Genomic DNA, 6876 nt, shown 5'->3' with positions numbered 1-6876 from the left:
GCTCCCCTCCTCCCCTGCTCACAACTGATGGGTTATTTCTGCCCACCTGCACTAGGGAGACTAGGGGAACATTTGTAGATTGTATCGGAGAATTCTTAGAGAAAGAATATTCCTCATCTTTATCGGGTGTATTACACTCTAAATGGCGCACCATTCTAACCACACATGGAGTACCTGCATCAGTCCGATTACTGTAATACAATTGACTTACCCTTTTCAACCAATTGTATTACATCTTCAAAGCTGAAATGTGAAGCATAAATTATGAAATAACCATAAAGTGTCGCTAAAAATAAGTAGTTATATTTACTGTTATCATTGATTTTTACCCTATTTTAATAATCTCTAATAAAATAAAAAATAATCGGTACTATCGCGTACCCAAAAATACATAATATGGCTGATGTCATTACCGATTTTTAAGAATATAATAAATAGGGTCAGAGTAAAACGACCCATGACAAGGTGCTGGAACTTAGACAATCAGGGGAATTAGTAAAATAATTCGTTAAATATACTTTGCGCTGCTATAAGGTGAGCTTTTAAGGAAGGAGAGACTCCTTTTCGCTCAACCTATAGGATTGAGTTTTTAAACCCAATCTATCCCCTCGCAGAGTATAGTTTAATTGGCACAGAACTTTACCAGCAATGGGTCTGCTGATTTCTAATTTATTCGGTTAATAAATCATGACAGATATCCAATGCCCCATCGTGACATTGGAGAGTTCACGCTTTTTAGCAGACTCTCTAGATGGACTAGACTCTTTAGAAATATCCACCGAAAAGGGACAACTGATTGAAAAACTATTAGCTATTGGTACAGCCCTTTCCAGCAGCAGCAATTTAGAAGAATTGCTCAATCTGATCTTATCCAAGAGTCGGGAAATCACTCATAGCGACGGTGGAAGCGTTTATCTCATCGACCGTAACCATGGTACACCCAGGCTAATTTTCAAGGTAGCGCAGAATGAGTCTCTACCCGATGCTCCCTTTAATGAATTTGCCATGCCTCTAACTCGCCAAAGTCTGGCGGGCTATGTAGCCCTTACGGGTGAAACCTTAAATTTGTCAGATGCCTATCATTTGCCATCTGAAGTACCTTATGGGCTAGACCGCACTTTCGATAATAGCATGAATTATCGGACTTGTTCGGTATTAGTCCTGCCGATGCAAGAGCCAGACGGCGAAATTATTGGTGTACTTCAGCTTATTAATCGGAAAATTAACACCAATGTTCACTTTACCAAAGAGTACGCAGAAGAGTTAACCCAACCTTATTCAGCTTCAGAAGAAAGGATTGTACGATCCCTCGCCTCTCAAGCAGCAATTTCCATTCAACGAAATCAACTCCAAGAGAGTATTGAAAATCTCTTTGAAGAATTTGTCAGAGCCTCTGTCCAAATTATCGAAACACGAGATCCGACGACATCCGGTCACTCGGAACGGGTGGCAGAACTAACCGTGCGACTAGGAGAAGAAACATCTTCTATTCTATCAGGTCCACTGCGATCGATATATTTAAGCGATCGCCAACTGCGAGAACTTCGCTATGGAGCCTTATTACACGACTTTGGCAAAGTAGGAGTACCAGAAGCCATATTAGGGAAGCAGAAAAAACTCTATCCTCAACAATTTGAAGTGATCCGCCATCGTTTTGCGATCGCACAGCGGACAAAGGAAATGGAATGCGCTCAAGCTAAGTTCAAGTCTTTACTAGAACATCCCAGTGGCGGGCATGAGAATGACGCTAACGGTTCAGACTGTATCCACTGTAAAAAAATCGAACAAACTGATGTCCAGGTAAATCAACATATTCAAGCCCTCAATTACTACTGGGATTTAATCAGAGAACTCAATGAACCCGATGTCATAATCACAAGAGATTCGCAAGTATTTTCTGAAGAAACTGCTGCTCAACTGAAAGCCCTCCGCCAATATACCTATCGAGATATAGATGGTGTGAGCAAACCTCTGATTACCGAGGAAGAGATGGCTCAGTTACAAATTCCCAGAGGAAACCTGACACCAGAAGAGCGTTTAGGTATTGAATCTCACGTTTCTCACACCTACCAATTTCTGCGACGAATTCCTTGGACAAAACATCTCAAAAATGTCCCCACTATAGCTTATGGACATCACGAAAAACTTGATGGCAGTGGCTACCCCCAAGGCTTAAAACAGGATGAAATTTCCATCCAAACTCAGATGCTCACAATTGCAGATATTTACGACGCACTCACAGCTAGCGATCGCCCCTACAAGCGGCGGCTACCTGTTGAAACTGCTCTCCATATCCTGCGACAAGAAGCATCCAAAAACAAACTCAATAAAGATTTAGTTGAGTTATTCGAGCAACGTCAGGTGTTCTCATCCTTGGGTCATACTCTAGGTATTGGTACTCACTCCCTCACTTGAGGAGTGGGGAATAGGGAATGAGGAGTGGGGAATAGGGAATAGGGAATAGGGAATGGGGAATAGGGAATGGGTAATAGGCTCATTCCCTTTTTTTCCAGCGGATTTCAGAGTGAGGTACACCTGAGAGTCTAACTGGGAGACAGTTTTGGCTTTATTGGGAATGGTTAAATTATCATTAAATTAAAATTATTTTTTTTACCCTTGACTTTTCTTTTCAGTATTCGCTAGTATAGCGTGGCGATTGAAAATTACGGCAAACACCATCAGTCGCACTAAAACTGAATAGGAAAATAAGTTATCATCGATATCCTTAAACCTGATTTTGAACGTCAGATTGTTTAGGATAAGCGCCGATATTACTATTGGATTTAACAATTCAATTAATTGCTGTTTTTTATAACAGATTTGCGCCATTTGATGAGACACTTTCCTATAGCTAAAATAAAAAAAGGTTGATTTTTATCATGTCCGATAATACAGAACAACCGATTAAGTTTTCAGAGAAATATCTGAAAACCACATGGCTGACCAATGTCCGCAACTATTATATTCAAAACCGGACAATCGTCGTTAATCTCGGCAATCAAAAAGCCCATATTGCCGAAAATCCAGAAAAATATTTGCGGCCTCGGACTTCAACAATCCTCCAAGAGATTAGTATTAAAGACGGAGACTCTTTGCTGTTGATCGAAATTGGAGGAGATGAAACCAATATTGGGGGAATAGTCTTAGATCCCGCCCTATGGAATCTATTCGGCAACATCGCCGACTTTCCCAAAGATGTCCCATTGTATAAATCTACCCAATATGACTTAGGAATCGTCAAATTCGATCCCTACTTTGTCACAGGATTATCCGATCAACCCCAAGAAAGCAAAATCAAAGAATACCAACTGAAAGTAAATTGGTGGTTTGTCCCAGCCAAGACCAATTGCGCCATCCACATCCAACACATGGTACCGGATTTCCTAGAAGTCCATACTCAGATATACGGTATCGGCAGGATGCAAAAGTTTCATGCCAATAACTTTGATACCCTCTACGAAGATGTGATTATGAGTCCGGGGGATACTCATATTCCCTTTGCCAGTGTGGACGAAGATGGTCAATTTGTTTATCCGTGGCATCAGTATTATTCTGATACTGACTGCATTTGGATGGCCAACGAATTTCATCCAATCTAATCGATTGAATCAATTCAATTGCTACTCGAACGATAAATTTTTTACTACCAGAGGATAATCATGTCGAATGTAATTTTTTCCGAAAAAGATGCCTACAAATTTCTCAAAGTAGAAGAATATTTTGGCAAGTATAAAGATTGGAAAAAGCTGGGTGCAGTCCAAAGTCATAGTTTCGATGCCACTTCCAAAACTCTGACGCTGACTTTTAGCAACAGCGATGGCAAGCCATGCAGTATGCTAATCCAGTTTCCTCAGAAGGACACTTTCCGGTTGCGCTTCAATCCCGGCAAAACCGCCCAGGAATATGCCCAAGGAACTAGTCCTTCAATCATGTTGAAGACATTTCAAGATTTGACCAGACTACTAGACAGGAACGAACACTTTCACATGGATGTGAAAGATAGCAGCAACAGCATCGAACTGGTGACGAAGGCTGGGGATGGGGATAATAAACCGGAAATGAAAGTGGTTGTTAACCATCAACCATTCTCAATTACCGTCTATATGTTTGCCCCCCATGAAGAATATATTGTGTGGCAAACCGCAGATACTCCGATTTACTATACCCCTAACGGAGATAATGATTACGCCATTATCCAGGCCGTGAGAAAACCCGCCAATGCCAAATATGTAGGCTTTGGCGAACAAGGCGGGCAATCTCTGAGCAAAAATACCGCACAAATCAACTATTTCAACTTCGATAATATGCGGTATCGGCAGGTTTACGATCGCGGTCCTTTAGACCCCCGGGAACCTCTTTACCACTCAGAACCGTTCTTTTACGAATTTCATGGCGTTCCCGAACACGATAGCGTCAATGGCGTGTTTATTGATAACACTGGTCAAGTCCTAGTGGACATCGGTTATATCAACTCCAGTCGCTATATGATTGGGACTCGCTTTGGCGACCTTGACTTTTATTTCTTTATCGGACACGATCCTGCCAACATCCTAGATAGTTATACCGAAATTGTGGGGAGACCGCGCTTGAAACCCCGCTACTGCTTGGGATATCATCAAGGTTGTTATGGTTACGAACGTCAGGACATTGTGGAATGGGCAGTTCGCAAGCATCGGGAATACCAAATTCCCCTAGATGGGCTCCACGTTGATGTCGATATCCAGAAGAACTACCAAACCTTCACAATTGATACCAATAAATTCCCCGATCCCTACGGAATGTTTCACAGCTTAAAAGAACAGGGTGTGAAATGCAGTACCAACATTACCCCAGTGATTAGTCGGTTAGATCCGAATTATTCAACTTACGCTGAGGCCAAAGAAAAAGGGTATTTCGTCGTGGACAGGCGTTACGATCCCGGAAATCCTGATAGCAAAGTTTACCAGCTTTACGGTAGCGGTAATCAATTCTCTCCCAATAATGGGTATGTTGAAGGTTTCAATAGTGGCGAACCCTATATTGGTGGGGTGTACTACGGCAATGATTCCTATGGTAATGAGCTAGGGGCTTCTGGTCATTACGCGGATCTCGGTCGGGAAGAGGTGCGTGAATGGTGGGGAACCCAATATAAATACCTCTATTCCATGGGGTTAGAAATGGTTTGGCAGGATATGACCACCCCGGCAATCCGCGATTATCGTGGAGATATGAAAGGTTTTCCATTTCGCTTGTTGGTGACAGATGATTCCTTATCTGGATCTGCGCCTAAATTAACCCCTGCCATTAAGGTGTGGAATTTGTACTCTTACAATCTTCACAAAGCCACATATCAGGGATTAAACCGCCTGCACGAACTCAACGATCCCAAATACCCCAACTTAAGCGAAAGAAGAAACAAGCGGAACTTTATCATTGGACGGGGCAGTTTCAGCGGCGTACATCGCTATGCCGGATTGTGGAATGGTGATAACTCTTCAGACTGGGATTTTCTGAAGATGAATGTCTCCCAAGTGCTGTCTCTGGGTTTGTGCGGATTAGCCATCAATGGGCAGGATATTGGCGGCTTTGAAGCGTCAGCGGTGGATGAAGGCAAATGGGCTAGTCCAGAATTGCTGATTCGTTGGACGGGAGCGGGTGCTTTCCTCCCCTGGTTCCGGAATCATTATGTCCGCAAAGGGCGTAAAGAGTTTCAAGAGCCATTCATGTATGTGGAATGGTTTAACCAATATAAGGGTGGCAAGCTGCCTGAACCACAAAATCTGTACCGGATGGTACTGCCGATTTGCAAGCACTACATTGAATTGCGCTATCGGCTGATGCAGTTGTTCTACGATGCGATGTTTGAAAACTCGCTGAGTGGACTACCAATATCGAGACCTTTGTTTATTAACGATCCCGGCGATCAATCCCTCTACAATGATAAAGAAGGTTTCCTAGACAACGAGTTCTTTGTGGGTAAGGATCTGTTAATTGCTCCAGTTTTAGATCCCCAGGAACCCCAGGGACTTCAGCAAAACCATGGCAACCGGGATGTTTATGTTCCCTACGGCAGCGATTGGTACTGTTTTATGAACAATACTATGCCCCTTGGTGCTGCTGTTGAGGGTGGGACAACTATCCGAGATTTTGATGCTAGTCTTAATCTGGAAGGGAATCACATTAACTTCATTGTGCCGATGTATGTCCGTGCGGGGGCTATTATTCCTACAATTGAATTGGAACAATATGTAGGACAACTGAATAAGGAAGGTAAGCCCAATCCGATTACTCTGAATGTCTATCCAGGTGAGACTGGGAAATACACCATGTTCTTAGATGATGGTGTGAGCCGTTCTTCTGCTCCTAAGATGCCAGCGGACTCTGGATGGGATGAAGAGGCGAATGATGAATATCGTCGAACTGAGATTACGCATTCTTACACTGCTACAAAGACTCGCGAGATTAAAGTAGATCGCATCCATGATGGCTACACTCCGAAGTTGGAAACCTATTTCTTTGTGGCGGTACTGCACGATCCCTCTGAAACTCAAGGTAGTTCATGTTGCTTGAAGAGTGTCAAGATAGCCGGACAAACTATTCCACAGGTGCAAGGAAGTGATAATTTAAACGCATCATCTAGCAATGCGTGGTATTACAACCAAAACATCAATATTAGTTTCGTCAAGGTGTTTGATAACAGTCCAAATATCACCATCACGGCAGAATATTTCTAATGGTTGGGTGATTATGTCAGGATAATTCCATTTTTTAGAGAGGGGTAAACGATATGCCCCTCTCTTTTTATTTTAATTAAGCTTCTGCTTTGACCCATTCTTTATAATTGATAACTTGCACCAGTTTCAACAAGCCAGGGCGAATGAATTCGCCGCTACACAA

General features: G+C 42.6%; 4 protein-coding genes. All 4 read left to right on the top strand.

Going from position 1 to position 6876, the window contains the following annotated elements; translation table 11 throughout:
* Positions 1 to 197, top strand: a 197-nt coding sequence (locus NJ959_RS23665; RefSeq protein WP_254014206.1) for a hypothetical protein, incomplete at its 5' end; no start/stop codon positions are given.
* A gap of 490 nt (positions 198 to 687) precedes the next feature.
* Positions 688 to 2415, top strand: coding sequence for an HD family phosphohydrolase (locus NJ959_RS23660; protein WP_254014205.1), 1728 nt, complete (start codon positions 688 to 690; stop codon positions 2413 to 2415).
* 464 nt (positions 2416 to 2879) lie between these two features.
* Positions 2880 to 3599 carry a hypothetical protein gene (locus NJ959_RS23655; protein ID WP_254014204.1) on the top strand — a complete coding sequence of 240 codons (720 nt, stop codon included), beginning with the start codon at positions 2880 to 2882 and terminating at the stop codon, positions 3597 to 3599.
* A 60-nt stretch (positions 3600 to 3659) separates the two neighbouring features.
* Positions 3660 to 6713 (top strand): glycoside hydrolase family 31 protein, encoded by a 3054-nt coding sequence (locus NJ959_RS23650; protein ID WP_254014203.1) that lies wholly within the window; start codon positions 3660 to 3662, stop codon positions 6711 to 6713.
* The last annotated feature ends 163 nt before the right edge of the window (positions 6714 to 6876 follow it).

The sequence above is a fragment of the Limnofasciculus baicalensis BBK-W-15 genome (genome assembly GCF_024178385.1).
Lineage (GTDB): Bacteria > Cyanobacteriota > Cyanobacteriia > Cyanobacteriales > Coleofasciculaceae > Limnofasciculus > Limnofasciculus baicalensis.
The sequence above is the reverse complement of the archived record's forward strand: the minus strand, read 5'-3'. Positions and strand labels throughout refer to the sequence as shown.